The 23,457-nt window shown below is 45.1% G+C and carries 18 protein-coding genes; 5 read left to right on the top strand and 13 right to left on the bottom strand.

Annotated features, from left to right (window positions below; all coding sequences use genetic code 11):
• Nucleotides 1–73 precede the first annotated feature (73 nt).
• Complete coding sequence (locus JMY01_RS04000) at nt 74–2,119, bottom strand: BCCT family transporter (protein ID WP_201574322.1); 2,046 nt, start codon at nt 2,117–2,119, stop codon at nt 74–76.
• 276 nt (nt 2,120–2,395) lie between these two features.
• Nucleotides 2,396–2,833 carry an HIT family protein gene (locus JMY01_RS03995; RefSeq protein WP_201574321.1) on the bottom strand — a complete coding sequence of 146 codons (438 nt, stop codon included), beginning with the start codon at nt 2,831–2,833 and terminating at the stop codon, nt 2,396–2,398.
• A 298-nt stretch (nt 2,834–3,131) separates the two neighbouring features.
• Here JMY01_RS03995 and JMY01_RS03990 point away from each other — a divergent pair, with 298 nt between their 5' ends.
• The 3 genes from JMY01_RS03990 (at nt 3,132) to JMY01_RS03980 (ending at nt 7,487) form a co-directional block, all read left to right on the top strand.
• Nucleotides 3,132–3,899: a hypothetical protein gene (locus JMY01_RS03990; RefSeq protein ID WP_227677655.1), complete on the top strand. Its 768-nt coding sequence runs from the start codon at nt 3,132–3,134 to the stop codon at nt 3,897–3,899.
• A 172-nt stretch (nt 3,900–4,071) separates the two neighbouring features.
• A complete protein-coding gene (gene ilvD / locus JMY01_RS03985) occupies nt 4,072–5,982 on the top strand; it encodes a dihydroxy-acid dehydratase (protein ID WP_201574320.1) in 1,911 nt (636 codons plus the stop codon).
• A gap of 260 nt (nt 5,983–6,242) precedes the next feature.
• Nucleotides 6,243–7,487, top strand: coding sequence for a sodium:proton antiporter (locus JMY01_RS03980; protein ID WP_201574319.1), 1,245 nt, complete (start codon nt 6,243–6,245; stop codon nt 7,485–7,487).
• A 62-nt stretch (nt 7,488–7,549) separates the two neighbouring features.
• Here JMY01_RS03980 and JMY01_RS03975 read toward each other — a convergent pair whose 3' ends face one another.
• The 4 genes from JMY01_RS03975 to JMY01_RS03960 form a co-directional block, all read right to left on the bottom strand.
• Nucleotides 7,550–8,914, bottom strand: a complete 1,365-nt coding sequence (locus JMY01_RS03975) for a serine hydrolase (RefSeq protein ID WP_201574318.1) — start codon at nt 8,912–8,914, stop codon at nt 7,550–7,552.
• A gap of 129 nt (nt 8,915–9,043) precedes the next feature.
• A complete protein-coding gene (locus JMY01_RS03970; protein WP_201574317.1) occupies nt 9,044–9,556 on the bottom strand; it encodes a beta-lactamase hydrolase domain-containing protein in 513 nt (170 codons plus the stop codon).
• A gap of 108 nt (nt 9,557–9,664) precedes the next feature.
• Nucleotides 9,665–10,582 (bottom strand): MaoC/PaaZ C-terminal domain-containing protein, encoded by a 918-nt coding sequence (locus JMY01_RS03965; protein ID WP_201574316.1) that lies wholly within the window; start codon nt 10,580–10,582, stop codon nt 9,665–9,667.
• 301 nt (nt 10,583–10,883) lie between these two features.
• Nucleotides 10,884–12,284 (bottom strand): 3-oxoacyl-ACP reductase, encoded by a 1,401-nt coding sequence (locus JMY01_RS03960; protein WP_201574315.1) that lies wholly within the window; start codon nt 12,282–12,284, stop codon nt 10,884–10,886.
• 988 nt (nt 12,285–13,272) lie between these two features.
• On the opposite strand from JMY01_RS03960, the gene JMY01_RS03955 reads away from it, so the two are divergent.
• Both JMY01_RS03955 and ppk2 read left to right on the top strand, forming a co-directional pair.
• Nucleotides 13,273–14,805, top strand: a complete 1,533-nt coding sequence (locus JMY01_RS03955) for an acetyl-CoA C-acetyltransferase (RefSeq protein ID WP_201577182.1) — start codon at nt 13,273–13,275, stop codon at nt 14,803–14,805.
• A 501-nt stretch (nt 14,806–15,306) separates the two neighbouring features.
• Nucleotides 15,307–16,320 (top strand): polyphosphate kinase 2, encoded by a 1,014-nt coding sequence (gene ppk2, locus JMY01_RS03950; protein WP_265089835.1) that lies wholly within the window; start codon nt 15,307–15,309, stop codon nt 16,318–16,320.
• A 112-nt stretch (nt 16,321–16,432) separates the two neighbouring features.
• On the opposite strand, the gene JMY01_RS03945 is transcribed toward ppk2, so the two are convergent.
• The 7 genes from JMY01_RS03945 to JMY01_RS03915 form a co-directional block, all read right to left on the bottom strand.
• A complete protein-coding gene (locus JMY01_RS03945; protein ID WP_201574314.1) occupies nt 16,433–16,780 on the bottom strand; it encodes a PilZ domain-containing protein in 348 nt (115 codons plus the stop codon).
• Nucleotides 16,781–16,879: 99 nt separating this feature from the next.
• A complete protein-coding gene (locus JMY01_RS03940; RefSeq protein WP_201574313.1) occupies nt 16,880–18,019 on the bottom strand; it encodes a DNA polymerase III subunit delta' in 1,140 nt (379 codons plus the stop codon).
• Nucleotides 18,020–18,071: 52 nt separating this feature from the next.
• Nucleotides 18,072–18,902, bottom strand: a complete 831-nt coding sequence (gene kdsB / locus JMY01_RS03935) for a 3-deoxy-manno-octulosonate cytidylyltransferase (protein WP_201574312.1) — start codon at nt 18,900–18,902, stop codon at nt 18,072–18,074.
• 48 nt (nt 18,903–18,950) lie between these two features.
• A complete protein-coding gene (lpxK, locus tag JMY01_RS03930; RefSeq protein WP_201574311.1) occupies nt 18,951–20,093 on the bottom strand; it encodes a tetraacyldisaccharide 4'-kinase in 1,143 nt (380 codons plus the stop codon).
• A 14-nt stretch (nt 20,094–20,107) separates the two neighbouring features.
• Complete coding sequence (msbA, locus tag JMY01_RS03925; RefSeq protein ID WP_201577179.1) at nt 20,108–21,832, bottom strand: lipid A export permease/ATP-binding protein MsbA; 1,725 nt, start codon at nt 21,830–21,832, stop codon at nt 20,108–20,110.
• Between the two features lie 198 nt (nt 21,833–22,030).
• The gene (locus JMY01_RS03920) at nt 22,031–22,462 is read right to left on the bottom strand and encodes a biopolymer transporter ExbD (RefSeq protein WP_201577176.1); all 432 of its coding nucleotides are present in this window, start codon (nt 22,460–22,462) and stop codon (nt 22,031–22,033) included.
• A gap of 116 nt (nt 22,463–22,578) precedes the next feature.
• Nucleotides 22,579–23,337 carry a MotA/TolQ/ExbB proton channel family protein gene (locus JMY01_RS03915; protein WP_227677654.1) on the bottom strand — a complete coding sequence of 253 codons (759 nt, stop codon included), beginning with the start codon at nt 23,335–23,337 and terminating at the stop codon, nt 22,579–22,581.
• Nucleotides 23,338–23,457: the final 120 nt, after the last annotated feature.

Genomic DNA, 23,457 nt, shown 5'->3' with positions numbered 1-23,457 from the left:
TCTTAACTTTAATGCAAGCCATTCACAAGAATAACTTGCACTGACGAACCCTCAATTTTAATAGCCAAACCAACTATTTATCAAACACACTGCCCTGCTCAAGCGTCAGATCTTCATCATGCTGCTGCATGCGCCATGGCAGGCTGTCAGGCGATACATTCAAGAAGTGTAGATACTTCTCAAACTGGTCAATGATATCGTTAATCACTGATTCTGACTGATAACCATACAAGTCATAAGTTTGACCCCCTCGGCGCAGATAGACCTCGGCGCGATGATAGTGCTCTTGCGGTAAATTATCTGCCATCTCTTCCGTATAGTAGTCTGGCAATTCATGTTCAGACAAACGTACCTCATACCAAAACTCGACGTCATCACCACGTTGCAACTCAAGTACGGCACGGTTATTGACCTCATCATAATTAACCTCAGGTATCCAGCCAGTTTCCGCAAACTTCTCTGAGACTTCAGTCATCGATGGCATGACCACCTCTCTGATATAAGCCAATACATTGTCGCGTGTTGGCTGCTCAGTGATGTAGTCAATGCGATCACGCCATGCTGAAGGCTTCAGCAGATGCGGTGGCAACCTGTTGTCTTTATCCAAACTTTGATTACGATGCCCCTCAATACGTAGCGCACGCCACATACCAAATATAGCAATCAATATAATAATGGCAAAAGGTAACGCACTGACAATCGCTGCCGTTTGTAACGCGGTGAGTCCACCAGCAAGCAACAAGACAGAGGCCACCGCACCTTCAGTCACTACCCAAAAAGAGCGCTGCCACCAAGGCGTATCACTACGGCCGCCTGCTGCTAGCGAATCAATGACCAACGAACCTGAGTCCGACGAGGTCACAAAAAAGGTAATAATTAATAAAACCGTTAACGAGGAAACAAACTCAGTAAAAGGTAGGTTTTCTAATAATTTAAATAGTGCAATCGCTTGGTTATTTTGCACTTCGGTGATTAACGAGGTATAGCCATCGTTCATAATCATGCTGAGCGCCGTATCACCAAACACCGCAAACCAAAAGAAGGTAAAGAAAGTAGGCACCAACATCACGCCAAAGACAAACTCACGAATGGTGCGACCACGGCTAATCTTGGCGATAAACAGACCGACAAAAGGCGCCCAGGCGATCGTCCATGCAAAGATAAACAAGGTCCAATTACTGATCCAATCACTGAGCTGATACGCTTGCAAGCTAAAGGTACGCTCAACGATATTACCCAGATAACTGCCCGTGTTTTCCATAAAAGCGTTCAAAATAAATATCGTCGGACCAACGATAAAGACAAAGATCATCAGAGCTGTTGCCAACACCATATTTAGAATCGATAAGCGCTTTACGCCTTTATCCATGCCCGCTAATACCGAAACTAGCGCCGCTACGGTTATTAGCGCAATGGTAATGACCTGCACGGTCGTACTGACTGGAATCAAATCTGGCAATAGATAATTCATGCCCGCATTAATTTGCGATACCGACAAACCCAAACTGGTGGCAATACCGAACATGGTGCCCAAAATAGCAAACACATCCACCGTATGACCGATAGGGCCATAGATTTTATCCCCAATCAGTGGATATAGGGTTGAGCGCATGGAGAGCGGCAATCCATGGCGAAATGAGAAATAGGCCAGTGACAAACCGACTACGCCATAAATCGCCCAAATATGAAAACCCCAATGGAAATAAGCAATCTGCATGGCTTCTTTTGCCGCGGCAATCGTTTGCGGCTCAGACAAGGGCGGACTGGCAAAATGCAGCACTGGTTCAGCGACGCCAAAGAACAATAAGGCAATACCGTAACCAGCCGAAAACAGCATGGCGAACCATTCAAGAAATTTGTATTCAGCCTCTCCATGGTCAGGGCCAAGCTTAATACTGCCATAAGGCGAAAACGCCAGCACAATGATAAACATCAAAAATATCGCCACGGCCAGCATATAAAACCAGCCAAACGTCTCTGTGATGTAATTGAGCACATCACTGAACAATGCGCCTGCTGCTTCTGGATTGATAGACGTACCAATCACCAATAAAATCATAACAACGGCTGCAGGTATGAATACCGGCAGCAGGATAGTAGAGCGAGGTAACTTACTCATAAAAGATAATGTCCTCAAATTAAAAGCGCTTTTACTGAATGAAAAAGTCATCTGTAAAGGCAAAATGGAGCAAATGCGCCCAATAAAGGATATTTTGTACCATACTCTTTAAGTGAACCCCAGATAGAAACTGGGTTTGTAACACTACTTTAACGATTGTTACATGACTATTACCAATAATAAACGAGAAACAAAAAAGGCAGCTTGCTAGCTGCCTCGTTATCTCTTATAGGAGTCTATTAATACTTAGGAATCTATTAGTACTGGTATCAATGATTAAGACGCGATTGCAGCCGCTAGCTGCTTGGCCATCTCAGCAAGCTCACCCTGATCTGCTTGTGTCACTGCATGACGACCCAGCTCATGGATATTGGATGGAATCAGGTGTACATGGTAGTGGAATACCGTCTGACCTGCTTGCGAGCCATTCAGCTGCATTTGAATGATGCCTTCACGCTCAAAAACCTGACGCTGCGCCTGCATCACTTTTTTAGAGGTCATCAATACCGCCGCCGCATACTCTGGCTCAAGGTCAACCAAATCAACGGCTTTTTGCTTTGGGATCACCAATACATGACCTTCTGCTTGTGGCATGATGTCCATAAAGGCGAGGGTTTTATCATCTTCATAAACCTTATGATAAGGAATCTCACCGTTTAGCATTTTTGCAAAAATATTATTATCGTCGTATGTAGTTTGATTATTCTGACTCATTTTTATTCCCTTAGTTATTTTAAAGTTGTTTGTTTGACACTGTTTATTTAACATTGTTTGTTTGAAATGTTTTGACAGCTCTTAGCGTGAATTACTACATTAGTAATATAGTGGACGAAATCAGGGTTAAGCACAAGATGCAGCCGTCGTTATTAGTAGTTAATCACAGTAACCCATGCAGACAGGTGCAGGGTTGCAAACTCGTATCATAACAGTCACAACACATGAATTTATTGGCGTGCACGCCCCATTCAATGTTATATTAAGCCTTCACTTTGCTCATGTTAGGTTTATCAATTTGACCACTTTACCTACTCAGTTATCGTCCAATTCTGATTCTAATACCTTATTATCTACAACTACAGAATCAGCGCCCATAGACATAGAGGTGCCAGATAATAGTGCCAGTCCCAAGCTTGTCGATCCAAATGCTATTATCTTAGCGGAAGCCTTGACAGATACCGCTATCAGCTGGCGCATTCATAATTGTAAAGTCACTGAAAAGACCGTCACGCAAGACAAGCCATTGCCGTTCCTATATCACTATGATAGCTTAGACGATACGATCAAACAGGCCAACCCTTTGACGCCTGAGCTGCTGGCGCACTTTAATACGCCGATGACACCAAACGCGGCAGCAAAGCTTATCGGTATTGAAGAAGGTATCATAGCCAGCCCTTGGCATGTCAAAATCATTGGCTCATTAGTCGTATTTAGCGAAGCGCTGCAGTTGGCAGTGCGATTGCACTGGACCAATACAGGCAAAGCGACGCAGCAAATATACACTCAAAATCAAGCCGATGCTATTAGCGCTGCCTTTAAAGACTGGCAGTTTTTTGGTCGTGTGGATGTTCTGTATAAAAATAACAAGCAAACCCTAGTCAGTATCGATGAGCAACCATCTAAGACTCACTCGCAACCAGCTGAAGCGCTATTGACGATTGAGCCTAGCAGCGACTATCAGCAGCTAGTGGCCAACCATGCACTGGCAGTCATTATCAAACTGGAAGCAGATAAAGTCGATTTGCCTTGGTTTGATAAAGCCATATTGGAGCGTCTTGAGTAGTCCCTTGCTTACTGATTTTATTAGCGAATCATTTTCAGTTACTCATATCTAATGGTATGGTAACGGCCTAGTATTATTCACTAGTCTTCACACTGTATAAAAAGCACACTATCAACATCAAAGCTGAGGCTGCTCATTTTAATTAACCTCGTCTATTTGTAAGGAATATCACATGGATTATCGCTCAAAAACCTCTACCGGTGGTCGTAATATGGCAGGTGCCCGCGCGCTATGGCGTGCGACTGGCATGACAGATGATGACTTTGGCAAGCCGATTATTGCGATTGCCAACTCCTTCACTCAGTTTGTCCCTGGTCACGTACATTTAAAAGACTTAGGTCAAATGGTCGCGCGCGAGATAGAAAGCGTCGGCGGCGTGGCAAAAGAGTTTAATACCATTGCTGTCGATGATGGCATCGCCATGGGACACAGCGGTATGTTGTATTCGCTACCAAGTCGTGACCTTATTGCTGACTCGGTTGAGTACATGGTCAATGCTCACTGTGCCGACGCCCTAGTTTGTATCTCGAACTGCGACAAAATCACTCCTGGCATGCTAATGGCCGCCATGCGTCTGAACATTCCTGTTGTTTTTGTCTCGGGCGGACCGATGGAAGCTGGTAAGGTCATCGCTAGCACTGTTGCCCAAAGCCACAACAACGATGGCGGCAGCGACTCACACGGCACTGATAGTAAAGGCAATGCGATTCGTAAGCTGGATCTCGTCGACGCCATGATGGACGCTGCTGACGACAGTATCAGTGATGAAGACGTATTGGCGATTGAAAGCTCAGCCTGCCCGACTTGCGGCTCGTGCTCTGGTATGTTTACCGCCAACTCGATGAACTGTTTGACTGAAGCCTTAGGTTTGTCTCTACCTGGTAATGGCTCGCTACTCGCGACGCACTCTTTACGTCGTGAGCTATTCTTAGAAGCGGGTCGTACGATTGTTGATTTGGCCAAGCGCCGCTATGAGCAAGACGATGATTCAGTACTGCCGCGCTCTATCGCGACCAAAGCCGCGTTTGAAAATGCGATGAGTCTAGATATTGCGATGGGCGGTTCCACCAACACCATCTTGCATCTACTCGCTGCTGCCAATGAAGCAGAAGTTGATTTCAAAATGGCCGATATTGACCGTTTGAGCCGCGGTGTGCCTTGTCTTTCTAAGGTTGCCCCTGCTTCGCAAAAATATCATATGGAAGATGTGCACCGTGCTGGCGGTGTGATGGCGCTACTGGCCGAGCTTGACCGTGCTGGCTTACTCACCACTGATATACCGACCATCCATAGTCCTTCGATGAAAGCAGCCATCGATAAATGGGATATCATGAATCCTGACAACCTTGAGGCGCGTGCACGTTATATTGCTGCTCCTGGTGGGGTACGTACCACGCAAGCTTTCTCGCAGTCACAAGAATGGCCAAACCTCGACGTCAACCGTGAGTCTGGTTGTATTCGTAGTGTTAAGCATGCTTATTCAGAAGATGGCGGTCTTGCAGTGCTCTACGGCAACATCGCTGAGCGTGGCTGCGTGGTCAAAACCGCAGGTGTCGATGAGAGCATCTTAACCTTTACAGGACGCGCACGTATATTTGAGTCGCAAGATGCTGCTGTAGCTGCTGTCCTTGATGATCAAATCGTGGCAGGAGATGTCGTTATCATCCGCTATGAAGGACCAAAAGGCGGCCCTGGTATGCAAGAGATGCTGTATCCAACGACTTATCTTAAATCTAAAGGTCTAGGTAAAGAATGCGCCCTACTGACAGATGGTCGTTTTTCTGGTGGTACCTCAGGTCTGTCAATTGGTCATGCCAGCCCTGAAGCCGCTGAAGGCGGTGCGATTGGTCTGGTTGAAGAAGGCGATACTATTCATATCGACATCCCAAACCGCACCATCAATATGCAGGTCAGCGATGCAGATTTGGCCACTCGCCGCGAAGCCATGGAAGCTCGCGGTCGCGATGCTTGGAAACCAGTAAGTCGTGAACGTCATGTCTCTCCTGCCCTACGTGCCTATGCTGCTATGACGACTAGTGCTGATACTGGTGCGGTACGTGATGTGAGTCAAGTCGAGCGTTAATTGTAGACAAGCAATTTAATTTTTTAAATCAAGCCTGCACTTGCAGGCTTTTTTTTCACTAAAAAACAACGCGACTATCGTTTTGATAACGATTTTTTGCGGAACTAATTTTAGTTTCCAGTCATGATAAGTTTTTTTAACCGCTTTAATAAACACCATGGAAAACTCATAACCTTCTACTTTCACAGATATATATTATCAACTCTCCATTGAAAGACTCAAAAAAGTTTTAGATGGTCTCAGTGGCATGCACAAACCTTATGATTGAAAATTATAATTTATTGTTATTGATTGGTGGCATAGCATTTTTGCTCGGGGCATTATTCCCTGTTGTTTTTAAGCGCGCGCCTATCTCTTTACCTATGCTACAAGTTAGTTTTGGCATGATGCTGGGCTATTGGTGGACAGATTTAACGTTTTTAAAACCGTTAGAAGATGGCTTAGCTATCGAAAAGCTGACTGAAATCGTGGTGTTAGTATCGTTAGTTGGCGCAGGCATCAAAATCGACACCCCGTTATCTTGGCAACTATGGCGTCCTACTGCGCGGCTTTTACTCGTTACTATGCCCATTAGTATTTTTGCTATGGCTTTTTTGGGCTATTACGCGTTTGGATTAAGTGTAGGTGCTGCCATCTTACTAGGAGCAGTATTGGCTCCTACTGATCCGGTACTAGCAGCAAGTATTCAAGTAGGGCCACCCAATACGGGCGGTGAAGATACACCACGTTTTACCTTAACCTCAGAGGCAGGACTCAATGACGGACTGGCATTTCCCTTTGTATATTTAGCAATCAAAATAGCTGAAGCGTATAGTGAAGGAAAAGGTTTCACTGGGGAGTTATTATGGTCTTGGTTTACGCACGATGTACTGTGGCAAATTGGTGCTGGCGTGGTCACTGGCATAGTCGTGGGGAAGGTTTTAGCAAAACTAGTATTCTCTAAATATACTAGCGAGACCTCGTTATCTCAAGGTTATGTGGTGATTGCGCTTACCCTACTTGCTTACGGGATAACGGAGTATATACAAGGTTATGGCTTTATCGCTGTGTTTGTAGCAGCGTTTGTATTTCGTCGTTCAGAACATGAACACAGCTATCACCAAGAGTTGCATGATTTTGCAGAGCAGTCCGAAGGGCTGTTGATGTCATTAGTGTTGGTAGCTTTTGGCATCTTTATAGGACAAGGCTTGCAGTCGGACATTGAGCTGACATGGAAGGTCTACGCGGTCAGTTTTGCTTTTTTATTATTAATACGTCCAATAGGCGGCATTATTGCCCTATCAGGACTTGACATGCACCATACCGAAAAATACGCTATCTCTGCCTTAGGTATTCGCGGTATAGGTACCCTGTATTATTTATCCTACGCACTGAATCAAGGCTTTTTCCACGATGACGATGCTATCAAACTATGGACAGTGTGCTCTATTGTCATCTTAGTTTCTATCTTTGTTCACGGTATAAGTGCGCCATGGTTGTTGAAAATGACGCCCGCTAAAAAGTAATTTGAATCAAGCCCGCTGATTGAAGTGCGTGGGGAAAGTTATTGTTAGAGCATATTTGATAGCTATTTAAAAGTATCATTATCAATTAAACCTAACACTGCTTCGCTCAATGCAAACTGCCTAATATCATTGAGCATAGTCACATCAAAATTATGCACAAAGGCAAAGGATAGCTGCCGTGCAGGGTCACACCAAGCGACCGAGCCGTTATAGCCCATATGCCCAAAACCCGCTTCCGTATCAGCACAAACACTAAATAATCGATGATAACCCAAACGCCAATTCATATGCGCAGGCATGACGGCATCTCGACCACTCACCTGTGGCGTCGCTAGTTGCGCAAATGTCGCTGCATCAATGAGCGTTTGTCCTTGCCATGTGCCGCCGTTAGCGAGTAGCGCATACACCCTTGCCAACGCTTGGGCAGAAGCGACACCATTAGCAGCAGGAATCACGGCCTGCATGGTCAGCTTGTCATGATAATCAATAGGCTGCTTGTTAGCAGGTACCAGTGCCGCTCTATAGTTGCTGGCATTGATAGCAGCATGATCAAAATATAAGCGATTGATTTTATTGGCGCTTAGCCTCTCGTTAGCCGACTCAAGACTGCTGTCGGTACTGGCAAGCTGTTGCCAACGCTGATAACTTAGCAAGCTGGCATAAGTAGCCAATGTCTGCTCAGAGTCCGGCTTTAAGGTCGGCTTATGGCGTTTGCTACGCAATTGGCCACTGTCTGCTTTTGACGTCTCAAAATCTTTGACCAGTTTGGCAACCTCATCTACTTTATTATCTGGCACTCCAAAATAGCAGCTATCAGCGATGCCTAACGGCTCTGTCAAATAACGCTGTAACGCATCAGCAAGCGACATATCAGTGACAGCTTCTATCAGGCCCCCAACTATCCAGCCATATACCAAGGCACTATAGGAAGAATCATAAGCAACTGCATTATCAGGCTCAGTGATTGGCATGGCTGCGACTTTTGCTAGCATCGCCTCCCAATCAAGAAAGGTTTCGCTATCAGCATCGATAGAATTAAGCGCAAATAAGTTGGCTTGATGCGACAGCACAGCACGTAGCGTGATGTCTGCTTTGCCATTATTGGCAAATGCTGGCCAGTAATCAGCGATCGGCTTATCATAGTCAAGCAAGCCGTTTGACACTAATACATGCACCAACGTCGCGAGCACGCCTTTACCAGTCGAAAAATTAATAGACAGCGTATCTGACTGCCAAGGCTTATCCGCCTGCGCCATACCCACACTTGCCTTTGCGATGCAGTTACCCGCTTGATAAACAACCAATGAACCGCCCGCGGGCGCATCATCTAGCTGCAAGTCAGTCAGTAACTGTTGCAATTTCTGTTGGATTTCAGCATTAATAAAACTACGCTGTTGATGACTTTTTTTATCATTGTTGTCTGTCATTGTGGCTCCATTCGTTATTATGGTCTGTCGAACATTCAAATATTGGAACTGCGGATAATAAAACAGGCCACCAACTGGTCGCCCGTTTTTAAACTATATACTTTTTTTAGTGACCGATACGACTATTTTTTAACGCGGCACTAATAGTCGATTATGCACTTCTTGCTCAAGGCTATCATCCAACCCATGACTGCGCCCACGCTCCATCGCAGTATCCATCTTACGCCCACGTAACCAACCTGCGCGCAATGCCATTGCCGCTCCAGCACGATTGCCAGATCCACAGTGCATGGCAACTTTTTTGCCATGGTATTGACGCAATATATTATCAAACGCCAATATCTTGAGCTGCTTTAAATCATCTGCACCGCCTATTGGAAGCTGCTCGTAATACATACCTGCCTGCCTCACTGCTGCCGCTTCATCAAAACTAAGCTCTTCATCAGGCTGCAAGTTGATGACGAGCTCAACCCCTGCTTTTGCTAAGGCAGCTATCTTTTCATCATCAAGCGCACCGCAAACGATGGTTTGATTGTCAGGACGGAAATAAGGATCTAAAGAGTTGGCAAGATCGATACCGTTATCCGCGTCGTTGTTGGCAGCGTCATTAGTGGTCGATTCAGAATGAGTGTATTGTGTCATGGTCATAATTTTAAAAGTAATAATATTAAGGGGAGTGGGTTGATTAGGAGCCATTTAGAATTCAGCTATCGTACTGATAGCTGAACTTTATACAGCTTGTAGCAGTTTTTATGCGTCGTCTGCAAGCAGCTTGATATCACCCGCTAGATGCGGCTTATCGTTTTTGGAACTATACAAGCCAAAATGACAAACATCCTCTGGCGTCTCAAGCTTAACGACTGGCTCTGCTATCAGCTCCACTTCCGCTGGCAAGAAAATCGGTAGCTTGAAAGAAACCTCAACGCTGCAAGCATCAGGCAAATCCCCCATCATCGCCAAGCATTTCGCTTTGGACCACATACCATGAGCAATGGCTTTAGGGAAACCAAACGCTCGTGCTGATAATGAGTGTAAATGAATGAGATTAAAATCCCCTGAAATAAAGGCATAGCGACGGCCGATATCTTCTGGTACTTCAAAGACGCTATGTACCCCATCAGCATCAGGAATCGGCTTGACCGTTACAGGACGCGGCTTACTCTTAGCACCTTTCTTAGTATCAGGCTTTTTGCCGCGAGCCAAATAAGTCGAGGTTCCTTGCCAAATAGTCTCGTCTTGAGACTTGATGGTAGTCACAAAATCAAACTGCTGACCTTGCGCATGGTCACGCAGATTATCAAATGCCACCGACATACTGACCGTCTCACGCTCACCGATAGGACGATACTGAGTGACACTGTTATCGACATGCACCAAACCTAACATCGCAAATGGAAACGGCTCTTTGACCATCATATTCATTTGTAACGCCTGCGATAGCACCGAAAAATAGGTAATAGGCACTTTACCATTGTCAGCAAAACCACAGATTTTTCGATAGTCTTTGAGGTTACTCTGATCAATGTGCAAATCATTTACATAATAAGTCGCTTGCGGTAATTCATCTTTACCGACTTTGGCATTATCACCGATAGGCAACAAGCTTTTGATAATATTAGCGTAAGTGGTATGCGCTTTTGGCAACGCATCATAATGTTTATCTGACATAAATCAATCCTAAGTGTGGGGCTTAAACAAAGTATTTTTAGCCCAACTATTGAGCCATTGCGTATCTCTTACAGCTCTCAGCAAGCTTAACAACTTGACCTAAAATGATCATTATAATCGACAGGATGGCTGAATACAAAAGTTGTAAACACTGGTTGAGCGTATTGTTGCTGTGTTTTTATCATAAAAAAGCCGCCCTTGGGCAGCTTTTTCACTGTCAATTGATATTTTTTGGTAAGTATTTGTGATTAATTTAAATAAACACCAATAATATCAGATTCTTAGTTATAAAAAACTACTATTAAGCACCGAGCAAGCTTTGACCACAGACACGTACTATATTGCCATTGAGGCCGCCGGATGCAGGAGAAGCTAACCAAGCAATGGTTTCAGCCACGTCGACAGGTAATCCACCTTGGCTCATTGAGTTCATACGGCGACCCGCTTCACGAATGGCAAATGGAATCGCTTCTGTCATCTGAGTTTCGATGAACCCTGGAGCAACCGCATTAATCGTCATGCCTTTGTCATTGTCTGCCAACTGCTTGGCAGTCGCATCGACCAATCCAATCACGCCAGCTTTAGAGGTCGCATAGTTGGTTTGACCTAGGTTGCCTGCGATACCTGAGATTGACGAGACACAAACGATGCGCGCATCATTCTTTAGGACGTTATTGTCAAGTAAGTAGCGGTTGATCTTAGCGATACTGGCAAGGTTGATATTGATGACCATGTCCCACTTCTGCTCATCCATTTTTGCCAAAGTCTTATCACGGGTTACGCCAGCATTATGGATAATAGCATCAAGACCCCCGCGTTTTTCGGCAGCATCTGCAATCTGTGCGCCCGCATCATCACTGGTGATATCTACCATCAACGTCGAACCACTGATTTCGCTTGCGACTTTTTGTAGGTCAGCTTGCTGCTGCGGCACGTCAAGACAGATCACATGCGCGCCTTCACGAGCCAATACGCGAGCCATGGCTTCACCGATACCGCGGCTTGCGCCAGTGACCAGCATGGTTTTGCCGCCCAGTGGCTGCGTCCAATCTACTTCTACAGCCGATCCTTGACCGACACGTACTACCTGACCTGATACATAGGCTGAGCGTGCTGAAGTAAAGAAACGCAGCGTCGAATCCAGGTTTGACTCAGCACCTTTTGAGACATAGATCAATTGCGCGGTGATACCACGTTTGAACTCTTTACCAACAGACTTCACAAACCCTTCAAGCGCACGCTGAGCTAGTGCCGTATCGATATCTGTAATCTCTTCAGGTGGGCGGCCAATGATAATCACCCGACCTGACTTGTCCACGCGGCGCGCGACAAAATGAAAGAACTCATAAACTTGCTTTAGCTCATCTGCATTGCTCACGTTACTGGCATCAAACAGCAGCACTTTGAACTTATCTTCACTGCCCGTATTGGCTTTGGCGTCGATGTTTGCATCAGCAAGTGCGTCTTTGATGCTATCACTGCTATTCACAAAAACTTCAGTATGCAAATCGGACAAAATACGAGCAACTGATTGGCTCACACTTTTATCATCACCAGTGGCTGAGCCAACCAAGACACTACCGCGTACCAAACGCTCACCGCTCTCAAAGCGATCAAGGGTTACTGGTAGCGGTAAACCTAAGTTTTTAGCAACTTTTTTACCAATAGAAGATTGTACAAAATTACCATAACGATCTGACATAAAATACTCCTGTTCTTGTAAATGAAAATATTGATTGATAGTTATAAAATGAATGTACCTTTAATTAACATACCTTTAATAAACATGCCTAGTTCCTATATTAATATGCCTGTATAGGTGCAACTATTAAGAATGCAGCCATTATAAAGGCTCATTGTCACCACGATTATTAATAATTATTAGTCTTTAGTAAGTAAGCTTCAAGCCGTCACAACTATACACACCTAGTGCAAGCATGTCCAAAAGTCAAGGATATACATGATAACCAATGAATATGTCAATAGCTGTCAATAAAAGGGACAAAACGAGTCAGTTACTTTCTCTCTATTAAAAAAACTTGCGCTTATGTTAGAATCAAGCCTAGAAGTTATGGCTAAGATAAACATTGATAACAATATATTATCAGATAAGTGTTCAAGCAATACTAATAATTAATACTGACCAGTGCACATATTTAATGTTTACTTACCTTCTAACATACGTTATTTAACTTGTTATAGTCATATAATGGCATGGTAAAAATTAGTATCATCAGGCATTAATATTCTATAAGTGGATACCCTGTCCTACTCTACTTATCATACTTTTTACTTATCATAATATTTAACTATTTTCGTTTTTTGTCATAACCTTGCTTATTGTTGTTTTACACCATATTTGCCTCTACTTTTTATCACTCCATTTACACCCACTCTTTTTTAAGGATAATTTTATGAGTAACAAAAAAGACAGTCAGATCGTTGAAAGCTCAGTTGTAAAAAGCTCCGTTGTCAAAAAAACTGCTGCAGCAACTGACAACAAACAAGCCAGTGCTCAAACCAAAGGCAGCACTAAAAACAACACTGACAACTATGACTCAATCGCTGAGCTCAAAAAAGCGACCGACATCGTTGATGAGAGTGCAAAAGATAATACTACCGATAGCCAAGCTCAGAAAAAAGCCAAGCTTAAAGATGAGTTAATCAACGAATCCAAAGAAGCGAGCGCTATGGAAACTGAGACTGACGCTAGCGCTACCAAAAAACCAGCATCAAAAACCAATGAACAGAGTGAGAAAAAGATGGAAGATACGACCGCAAAAAAACCAACGACTGCTGCTAAAAGCACTGCATCTACGAAAAGCGCTGCCGCTACGAAGACTGCTACCACTAAAAGCACTGCTACCAAAAAAACCACCAGCACTGCTGCTAAAAAGACAACACGTACCGCTAAAAAAACCAATAACTCTAAACTGAGTGCTGGTCAACATCGCGTTGCTATCTTAGGTGCTAACCGTATTCCTTTTGCACGTTCAAACGGCCCATACTCAGATGCCAGCAACACTGACATGCTGACAGCTGCGCTTAACGGTTTGGTAGAGCGTTACAACCTAGAAGGTGAGCGTATGGGTGAAGTGGTCGCAGGCGCCGTACTTAAGCTTAGCCGTGACTTAAACCTAACTCGTGAAGCCGCTCTTAATACGGCTTTGGATCCGCACACGCCAACTTATGATGTCTCTCAAGCTTGTGGTACTGGCTTGCAAGCGACCTTTACCGCAGCGAACAAAATCGCACTTGGCATCATCGACTCAGCCATTACGGGCGGTGTTGATACCACCTCAGACGCTCCGATCTCTATCGGTGACGGCCTACGCAAAGTCATTCTAAAACTAGGCGCAGCCAAGAATAATAAGCAACGCCTGCAAGCACTAACGGGCTTTAATCCAAAAGACTTAATCGAGTCACCACAAAACGGTGAGCCACGTACAGGTTTATCTATGGGCGACCATCAAGCCATCACTGCGCTTGAGTGGAACATCAGCCGTGAAGCGCAAGATGAATTGGCATTCAATAGCCATAAAAACCTAGCGCGTGCTTATGATGAAGGCTTCTTCGATGACTTGATTTCTCCCTATAAAGGTCTAACCCGCGACAACAACTTGCGTCCAGACTCTACCATCGAAAAAATGGGCAAGCTCAAGCCTGTATTCGGCAAAAACAACGCCAATCCAACGATGACTGCTGCCAACTCTACCCCATTAACTGATGGTGCTTCTTGTGTATTACTCGGTACAGATGAATGGGCAAAAGAGCGTGGACTTAAGCCGCTTGCCTACATCGTGCATCAGGAGACTGCTGCGGTTGACTTCATCGGTAAAGACGGCGACAAAGAAGGCCTACTCATGGCACCAGCTTATGCTGTACCACGTATGCTTGAGCGTGCAGGTCTGACTTTGCAAGACTTCGACTTCTATGAGATTCATGAAGCCTTTGCCTCACAAGTGTTATCAACACTTGCTGCCTGGGAAGATGAAACTTTCTGCCAAGAGCGCTTAGGTCTTGATGCGCCGCTAGGCTCTATCGACCGCAGCAAACTGAACGTCAATGGTTCATCACTGGCTGCTGGTCACCCATTTGCAGCAACTGGCGGACGTATTTTAGCAACTGCTGCTAAGCTACTGGATCAAAAAGGCTCAGGCCGCGTTTTGATTTCAATTTGTGCTGCTGGTGGTCAAGGTGTGACTTGTATTCTAGAGAAGTAACTTTCTATGCAAGCCGCTATGCAAGCCACTCCAGATAAGCCTCTCTATGAAGCACTGTAGAGACCATAATTGGCTTGCTAGTACAAGAAGTTAGCTGATTTAGTTGGCTTATTAGACACCCTTTAATCTTAGGATTAAAGGGTGTTTTTTTATTTATAGTCGACAATATTTAGACCAAATACCCTACATAATAAAAGCTATAGTCAAGGAATTTTAAAATCACTATAAGGCGACCGACCGCAGATAGTACACTAATACCAAACCCAAAAAGTACGATTAACTTTGTCAAACTTGCTAAGTCTACTAGGAGTAGTACTTGCACAAGTTTTCCGCGTTACTCTAATTTTTGGGAATAGTATAAGTACCTCTAGGGCGGATAACACAGTAGCGGTTTAAAAGTGCTCCGACTATATGGAACAGTTAATCTCTATTACAGACTCCACATCAAGATATGCTAAAGTAGATAATACATAAAGCAAAATTGAATATCAGGAGTGTAGTATGTCAAGGATACCTTCAACAACCAATCCTGAGTCCTTAACGCCGCAAGAATATAGCGAACTTAGCAAGCCTGAGCGGAACTGTTTCATCGGACGGATGGACAAAGAGATATTCAATGATGAGCTGCGGCGCAAGATGCACCAAGACTTAATCGATAGCTATGATGAAGAGCTGGAAAACGAGATTGACGACTATGTGCGCGACTTTCGGTTTGATGGAATTGAGGTGACAGAACAAGAAAGAATAGATCGTCGAACCTATTTTCAAGAGCTGCTACGTTTGCAGCGGGAGCTGATCAAACTGCAAGATTGGGTGGTCGAGCATGGTGAGCGTATCGTCGTGATATTCGAAGGCCGCGACTCAGCAGGTAAAGGCGGCGCGATTAAGCGCATCACGCAACGTCTCAATCCACGTGTCTGCCGCGTTGCTGCTCTGCCTGCGCCGACTGAGCGCGAGCAATCACAGTGGTACTTTCAGCGCTATGTAGCGCACCTCCCAGCGGCTGGTGAGATCGTATTGTTTGATCGGAGCTGGTATAACCGTGTAGGCGTTGAGCGGGTCATGGGTTTTTGTACTGATGCGCAGTATGAGGAGTTTTTTCAATCAGTACCAGAGTTTGAGCGCATGCTGGTACGTTCTGGCATTCGCTTGGTCAAGTATTGGTTTTCGATAACAGATGATGAGCAGCATTCGCGCTTTATGAGCCGAATCCATGACCCGCTAAAACAGTGGAAGCTCTCAGCCATGGACTTGCAATCACGACGACGCTGGGAGGACTACACAAAAGCCAAAGAGACCATGTTTGAGCGCACTCATATCCCAGAAGCCCCTTGGTGGGTCGTTGAAGGCAACAACAAAAAACGCGCGCGCTTAAATTGTATCGCCCACTTACTCGATCAAATCCCTTATAAAGAAATACCGCGCGAAGAGGTTGAGCTACCCGATCGTAAGCGCGATGATGAGTACTATCGAGAGCCTATTCCTGACGATATGTATGTGCCGCCGCGTTACTAAGGCGTGATGCGATCAAGTAGCAGTAAAAATTCATTCTGGCATTATTGTGTGGCTTTCAAAATATCTGAATGATTCTACATCCTGTCAGTTAATGAGTTTTTTAGGCTTGGTATTACATCGTATAAGTCGCTAGCTGACTATCAATCTTACCTGCTAATAAGCGCTCGACCTCATGTTTAATTCTTTGACCAGCCACATCTGTACCAATCTGCACGGCAAACCCTGCTGGACGATTGGCTTGGGATTTTTGATTGATCCAAACCACTTTACCGTTCATGGGTAAGCGCTCGCTTGAGTTGGGTAAAGTCACAGCGACGAACACCTCATCTCCAAGCTCCTGCTTCCGGCTCGTAGGCACAAACAAAGCGCCATTATCCACAAAAGATAGGTAGCTGGCGTACAGCTTGTCGATATCCTCAATGTGACAGGTAAGAATCCCGCCACGTCCTTGCATAGCCATAGTCAGCTCCTTGTTCAGATTTATTAGTTAGAGTAGTCAGATACGTTTTTTGAAACTCTTTTAATTACACTTCTAGTATTAAGATGTGCTTTACCTAATTTACAACCGCGCTAACTGTTGCATCAGATTATCATAAGCAAACTTTTCTTGCACGTTTTGCTGCAGCGCGGTTTTTATCTGTTGTAGATCCATTGTCAGCGCCTCTAATGCACTATCGGCTGGTGGATAAGAAGCTAACACTGCTGATAAGTCAATGTCGTTTTGACTGCTCACAAGCCCTAAGCAGACGCGGCGAATATCAAGCAGCATCAGCTCAGTAAGCTTGATAAAATCTGGCAAACTGAGCTGAGTTTGCCAATAGTCACTTGCCGCTACCGCACTGCGTTTACCACTACGCAGTGCCTGCCAAGTAGTCAACCAAAGCGCACGCTTGCTATACCATGCTGCCTTTGCCAGATCTATCGCTGCTAACGGCGCACCATTCGCCAGTTGCAGTAACTGCTCTATTTGAGTCGGACTCACTGCCTCACGATTGACCGTACTGCCAAGCTGATGCGTGACATAGTCTAGGGCAATAGAAGGTACGATGGTCTGTAATGGCAATTGCTGGACGCGGCTCTTAATCGTCGGTAGCAGCTTGGCTGGCATATCACTGATTAAAAACAAATGCACCTGTGCTTGCGGCTCTTCCAACGTTTTTAGCAAGGCATTGGCAGCGGCAATGGTCATTTGCTCAGCATGATCCAATACGCAAATCCGCATGCCCTGCCCACCTTGATAGATAAAAGGTTGCAACGCGCGAATGTCATCTACTTTTATCGTCAGCGCCGCACTGCTCGCAGCTTTTGCAGATTTTTTATCTGCTTTGGCTTTTTTGCCAGAATGACCTGAGGCTGCACTATTTTCTCGACTTTCAGCACTAATAGGCATACTGGCAATAGGTAACACTTGCAGGCTTGGATGCGTGCCAGATTTTAGCCATTGGCAACTCTCGCAGCTACCACAGGCGCCAAGCGGATTCTGGTCACGATTACGACATAGCAGCCAAGCGACCAAGCGCCATACAAAAGCGCGCTTGCCCATTCCTTGCATGCCAGCGGCAAGTAATGCATGCGGCAAATTGTGCGGCGGTGTAGACACTCGCTTGGTAAGCTGTGTCCATAGTGTTTGCTGCCATGGCAAAAGTGGTGCAAAATAAATACTCTCTGTTATATCTGTCGTATTTTCTATATCTACCATTTCGCTCACGCCTGCTGTTTCATAATTTACTATATGTTTTAGGGGCTATTTATCAGTGTATATCAGTTTGAAACTCACTCAGCGCCAGCGCATTTAAGCGATCCAAATCTTCTTGAGTATCCACACCAGCAGGCAGATGAACAGAGGCTTGGGCGATCGCAATCATGCCGCCATTTTCTAGCACGCGTAGTTGCTCTAAACTTTCCAGCGTTTCAAGCGGGGTTTGTGGCCAGTGAACGTACTGCTGCAATAGGCTGACACGATAGGCGTACAAGCCTAAGTGTCGATAAGCGTTTTTTGGTGCAAATTGCTCTGCTGTGTCTAGATTACCCGCCGCCACTGCTAGCGCCACCTCACGATCACAAGGAATTGGAGCGCGACTAAAATAAAGCGCCCGTTGTTTATTGTCAATCGTCGCACTCACGACTTTCACCACCGACGGTCTCGTAAAGGTATCATAATCTGCAATAGGCTCGTACAAAGTTGCCATGACGCTCTCGCTATCTTGCAGCAACAACGTCTTTACTTGCTTCAATAATAGCGGTGGTACCAGCGGCTCATCGCCTTGCATATTGATGATAATATCATCATCCGCCCAGCCCTTTATCGCAGCGACTTCCGCTAAGCGATCGGTGCCTGACTCATGCGTCGCACTGGTCATGACGACCTCATAGCCTGCATCAGCGCAGACCTTAGCAATACGCTCATCGTCGGTAGCAATACACATATCATCGGCAAAGTGTGCCGCTTGAGCCTTTTCAGCGACCCACAATATCATGGGTTTACCATGGATACTTAATAGCGGCTTACCTGGCAGGCGCGTGCTTTTGAAGCGTGCAGGAATGACAATATGAGTTTTGGCAGATACTGGTGCAGTCGACATAGATGATTCCTATCATAAACAGGTAATACATATTAATTTAAACAGACTTTACTTAAGTAGCGATTCAGATATCGGCATAGTAATACCAAATCTTGTTAGTTGCTGCTGTAAGGTCTGATAGCAAGCATTCGATAGCTCGGCAGTCACGGGTAACACCCATAATCGACTGACAAGGTCTTGATACTCATCATTTATATTTTTTTCAGCGGCAGTCTTCAGTAGTATCGTTCTTATTTTCACCGCATCTTTACTGGTCACAATGATGGGATACTGACTATATTGCAGCAGCTCAGTCAAACTAAAATCATGATGGTCAGGATAAGGATGCTCGATGACTTCAAAACCAAGCGTATTGAGCGTAGCAAAAAAACGCTGTGGATAGCCAATACCGCTAACGGCATGTACTAACTCACCTGCTTTAGGTGCTGAAGTAACCACTGATGAAATAATCTCATCTAGCCCGTGACTGTCATGCTTGGATAATAAAAGTTGCAAACCATCTGGCTGCAACTGCATGTTCAAACTCTTACTTGAATGCTGGTCTAAATATTCATTTCGCTCAGATGCTAGTTCTACATCTGGTTTTTTATGATAAATAACCGTCGCATCTGTCAAACGTGCCATTGGCTCACGTAAAAACCCTGTTGGCAATAACTGCTGATTGCCAAAGCCACGCGCGACATCTACCACAATCCATTCTATATCACGTTGCAGAGCGTAATGCTGCAAGCCGTCATCGGCAATAATCAGCTGCAAATCAGGATGCACAGCTAGCAAGGTTTCAATGGCTTGCTGGCGATTGGGACATACGGCCATTGGCACCGCAGTCATATTGACAATCAAGCAGGGCTCATCGCCTACTGTACTTGGCAGGCTCTCTTTGGTCACTAATGCTGGCATCTGGCTGCTATCGCCCCCATAGCCACGACTGATCACTCCGACCTTGATACCTTGCTGCTGCAAATAATCAACCAAGGTTATGATTAAGGGGGTTTTACCGCTACCGCCCACCGTGATATTACCTATTGCCATCACAGGTACTGGTGCGCGAAAGCTTGCAAACCATCCTAGCTTATAAGCCTGATGCCTCAGCCATATCAAGCCGCCATACAGCCAACTGACAGGTAGCAGCAACCACAACCAAGCTGCTTTGCGCTGCCAAGCACGTGTGATCGCCGTCTCAATACTCATCTGTTATCAGCCACTTATTTGAAATCACGGGCATACATCTGTGCATAATGGCCTTGTTTTTCCATTAGCTCGCTATGAGTACCAAGCTCAACAATCTGCCCAGCGTCTAGCACTGCAATGCGATCAGCAGACTCAATGGTCGTCAGACGATGCGCAATCACTAAAGTAGTACGGTCTTGCATCACATTATCGAGTGCCTTTTGAATATAGAACTCTGACTCGTTATCAAGGGCACTCGTCGCCTCATCCAGTATCAAAATAGGCGCGTCTTTTAATAAAGCACGCGCAATCGACAAACGCTGACGTTGACCACCTGATAGCTGCAAACCCTCAGCACCGATCTGGCTCTGATAGCCTTGAGACATCTGCATGATAAAGTCATGCGCAAAGGCATCTTTTGCCGCCGCTTCCACTTCAGCCTGTGACTTGTTGGCCAGACTACCGTAAGCAATGTTATTAAAAACTGTGGTATTAAACAGTACCACTTGTTGATTGACCATCGCAATCTGAGCGCGCAAGCTCTCAAGAGTAATATCCTCGATAGGCACACCATCTATCGTAATCTGCCCTGAGGTAGTGGTGAGCGTACGGGTTAATAAGTTAACCAATGACGACTTACCAGCACCACTACGTCCAACTAGGGCTACTGTCTCACCCGCTCGTATATCCAAGCTAAAGTCTCGCAACGCCACTGTCGAATCAGGATAGACTAGGCTGACGTTATCCAGCTTAATCTCGCCTGATAATTTGGGACTGAGTATGCCAGTATCTTTTTCTTCAGGCTCATCTAGCAAGGCAAATATAGACTCACCCGCCGCGATGCCTCGCTGCAATTTTTGGTTGACATCCGTTAGTGAGCGTACGGGCTTACTGAGCAGCCCTGCCGCTGCAATATAAGAGATAAACTCACCTGCTGAGATACTGTCAATCACTGATGGACGTAGAGCAAGCCATACCACCACCGACATTGCCATCGCCATCAATAGCTGCACTGCTGGAGTGTTGATACTATTAGTCACCACGACCTTCATGCCTTGGCGCAAGTTCTTTTTGGAGACATCGTCAAAACGCTGTGACTCGTACGCTTGACCACCATAGTTTTTGACCACATGATAGCCGCTGATCACTTCGTTGGTGATATGACTGACATCACCCATGGTTTCTTGAATGCCTTTGGACAGTCTCAAATAGCGCTTAGAAGCAAAATTCACCAACCATAATATCGGCGGCAGTACTAAAAATAGGATCAAGGTTAAACGCCAGTTGGTATAAAGCAAGAATCCAATCAAAGCGATTACGGTCAAGCCATCACGTAGCAATGTCTTCATTGAATCAGTGCTGGCGGCCGTCACTTGCTCAACATCAAAAATCAATTTAGATGAGATGGTACCCGCTGGATTGGCTAAATAGAAAGAGCTTGGTAAACGCAGGAGTTTGTTAAATACCTGTACCCGAATCTCATAAACCAGATTACGCGATACCAAGGCTGAAAAGTAATTACCCAAGAAGCTACCAACTCCGCGCACAAAAAACAGCATAATAATCAAAGCGGGAAACCAAGCTTGTTTGCTGCGATCATTCTGATTGATGGCATCAGTGATATATTGCAGCATCTTAGCGATCCAAATCTCTGTCGCCGCATTAATGGCAAACCCTACTACTGTCAATAGTAACGCCCACCAGTACGGCTTAAGATATCTTAATAATCGTAGTAAGGTCTTAATTTTAGATGGTGGCATTGCCTGTGCAGTCGCATCAGAGGTTTTGGTTACATCGGATTGGCCCATAAAAGCCTCAGTTCAGGTATGAATAGATAAGTTGGTAACATCAGTCGATAACGTAAATCGATAAAATAGTTAGAAGGTACGACTACATAAAAAGCGGGTTAATGATAATACACAGCCACAACAAACAATGACAATCAGTAGGGTTAATATTTATTGCGCTAACGACTGACCCATTGGCATCACCGTACTGATATTTAAGTTGATAAACCCCATTTTACCAGCCACATCCATCACCTGCACCACAGACTGGTGCGTCGCATTCGCATCAGCCGCAATCACAAACAGCATATCACGCTCACTACCCACTTCTTGCTTTAGCATATTGGTCAGCTCAGCCGCATTATTGTTAGCCAGACTGATGCCATTGACCAGATAACTACCGTCCTCTTGTACCGCCACCTCAATATTCTCAAGCTGCTCGGTCATTGCCACCCCTTCAGCTTCTGGTAAGACGATGTTTAAGCGGCTAAAATGATTGAATGAGGTCGCCAATAGTAAAAACACAATTAAGAACAGCAAGCAATCGATCATCGGTGTCAGATTGATTTCGAGCGGCTCAACGGTAGGTTTTCTAAAACGCATGGCAATATCTCTGATAGACATAATCTTATAAAACAAGATTTATAGTAAGAAGCTTTCATGGCTCTTTTTGTTTCATGGCTCTTTTTATTTTATAGCAACTTTAGTTTGACAGTCACTTAAGAAGTAGTGACGGCTGCTTTTTGCGCTGACTGATGCATACTTTCAGGTTCGAAATCTAACGCATCACTTAACGCCTTTTTCTCTGAATCTACGCCTTTTTCTATAGATATCGCTGCATCCATAGAGGGTAAGCGCGCCTCTGCCAACAGCTTATAGTCATAAAGCTCTTGAATCATAAGCCCTGCTTCCGTTTCAAACTGAGCATTAATATCGACAATGCGGCGCTGGAAATAACGATATGCTACCAATGCTGGTATCGCCACAACCATACCCGCAGCGGTGGTAATCAACGCCTGTGAGACGCCTGCTGCCAGTAAGGTGGGATCTTGCATCGCACCATCTGTGATGGCCAAAAATGAAGATATGATTCCCAAAACTGTCCCTAACAAGCCAAGCAATGGCGCAATCGCCCCAATTGTCCCGAGCATATTGATGTTTTTTTCTAGCTGATGTACCTGCACGCTAGCACGGTTTTGCATGTGCATGGTCATTGAATCCAAACCATAATGACGGTAAAGTAAGCCAGTGGCCAAAATATCACCCAGCGGTGTCTTTTCTTTGACATTCATCAATTGCGTGCGACCGATATCGCCGTTTTCACGCAAGCGATTAATCAGCTGCTCACGCAATCTACCAGGTACTATTTTCTCAAACTGTAGGGTACTACTACGCTCAATGATGATGATCAGCGCAACGATTGAACAGACGACGATAGGCATCATCAACCAACCGCCAGCCTTTACCAACTCCCACATAACGACTCTCTTATTTATATTGTCAATCTGCTCAAGACATATAACTACTGCTTACAAGCAAGACTATTGCTTAATAAAAATCACGTATAGTATAGTGCAAGAAAAATGCCTAAAAGCTAA

The organism is Psychrobacter sp. H8-1 (assembly GCF_904846575.1).
Lineage (GTDB): Bacteria > Pseudomonadota > Gammaproteobacteria > Pseudomonadales > Moraxellaceae > Psychrobacter > Psychrobacter fulvigenes.
This window is presented reverse-complemented; position numbering and strand designations above follow the sequence as displayed.

Coding starts and splice junctions, on each gene's coding strand:
- msbA (WP_201577179.1), bottom strand. CDS start 21,832: ATGCCACCATCTAAAATTAAGACCTTACTACGATTATTAAGATATCTT.
- ilvD (WP_201574320.1), top strand. CDS start 4,072: ATGGATTATCGCTCAAAAACCTCTACCGGTGGTCGTAATATGGCAGGT.
- ppk2 (WP_265089835.1), top strand. CDS start 15,307: ATGTCAAGGATACCTTCAACAACCAATCCTGAGTCCTTAACGCCGCAA.
- JMY01_RS04000 (WP_201574322.1), bottom strand. CDS start 2,119: ATGAGTAAGTTACCTCGCTCTACTATCCTGCTGCCGGTATTCATACCT.
- kdsB (WP_201574312.1), bottom strand. CDS start 18,902: ATGTCGACTGCACCAGTATCTGCCAAAACTCATATTGTCATTCCTGCA.
- JMY01_RS03960 (WP_201574315.1), bottom strand. CDS start 12,284: ATGTCAGATCGTTATGGTAATTTTGTACAATCTTCTATTGGTAAAAAA.
- JMY01_RS03980 (WP_201574319.1), top strand. CDS start 6,243: ATGATTGAAAATTATAATTTATTGTTATTGATTGGTGGCATAGCATTT.
- JMY01_RS03915 (WP_227677654.1), bottom strand. CDS start 23,337: ATGTGGGAGTTGGTAAAGGCTGGCGGTTGGTTGATGATGCCTATCGTC.
- JMY01_RS03970 (WP_201574317.1), bottom strand. CDS start 9,556: ATGACACAATACACTCATTCTGAATCGACCACTAATGACGCTGCCAAC.
- JMY01_RS03920 (WP_201577176.1), bottom strand. CDS start 22,462: ATGCGTTTTAGAAAACCTACCGTTGAGCCGCTCGAAATCAATCTGACA.
- JMY01_RS03945 (WP_201574314.1), bottom strand. CDS start 16,780: ATGGCTATGCAAGGACGTGGCGGGATTCTTACCTGTCACATTGAGGAT.
- JMY01_RS03955 (WP_201577182.1), top strand. CDS start 13,273: ATGGAAACTGAGACTGACGCTAGCGCTACCAAAAAACCAGCATCAAAA.
- JMY01_RS03995 (WP_201574321.1), bottom strand. CDS start 2,833: ATGAGTCAGAATAATCAAACTACATACGACGATAATAATATTTTTGCA.
- JMY01_RS03940 (WP_201574313.1), bottom strand. CDS start 18,019: ATGGTAGATATAGAAAATACGACAGATATAACAGAGAGTATTTATTTT.
- JMY01_RS03975 (WP_201574318.1), bottom strand. CDS start 8,914: ATGACAGACAACAATGATAAAAAAAGTCATCAACAGCGTAGTTTTATT.
- lpxK (WP_201574311.1), bottom strand. CDS start 20,093: ATGAGTATTGAGACGGCGATCACACGTGCTTGGCAGCGCAAAGCAGCT.
- JMY01_RS03965 (WP_201574316.1), bottom strand. CDS start 10,582: ATGTCAGATAAACATTATGATGCGTTGCCAAAAGCGCATACCACTTAC.